The sequence below is a fragment of the Psychromonas sp. SR45-3 genome (genome assembly GCF_014163575.1).
GTDB lineage: Bacteria > Pseudomonadota > Gammaproteobacteria > Enterobacterales > Psychromonadaceae > Psychromonas > Psychromonas arctica.
Window position 1 is genome coordinate 1 of sequence record NZ_JACJDP010000129.1, and the last position, 248, is coordinate 248.

1 protein-coding gene is annotated in these 248 nt (G+C 52.4%); it reads left to right on the forward strand.

Going from position 1 to position 248, the window contains the following annotated elements:
• A partial coding sequence (locus H5084_RS19450; protein ID WP_182692247.1) for a hypothetical protein occupies positions 1 to 248 on the forward strand: 248 nt, incomplete at both ends.

Genomic DNA, 248 nt, shown 5'->3' on the forward strand with positions numbered 1-248 from the left:
GTCGTGGGCAATGAGGTTCTCTTAACAGCAGCGGGCGCGGCGCTGGTTAACAGCGGAGCAGCCTTACCTGAATTTACGTTAACACCGAACGACGGCACAATTAATGGTGAAACGGATTCGGCCACTCCGGTGGTGAATACGGTTAACGATGCACCTGAAGTGACGATCACGAACACCAATGCATTTACCGAAGACGACGGCAGCGCAGTAGAAAATGCGGTAGTGGCGACGTTTGATACCTCTGATGA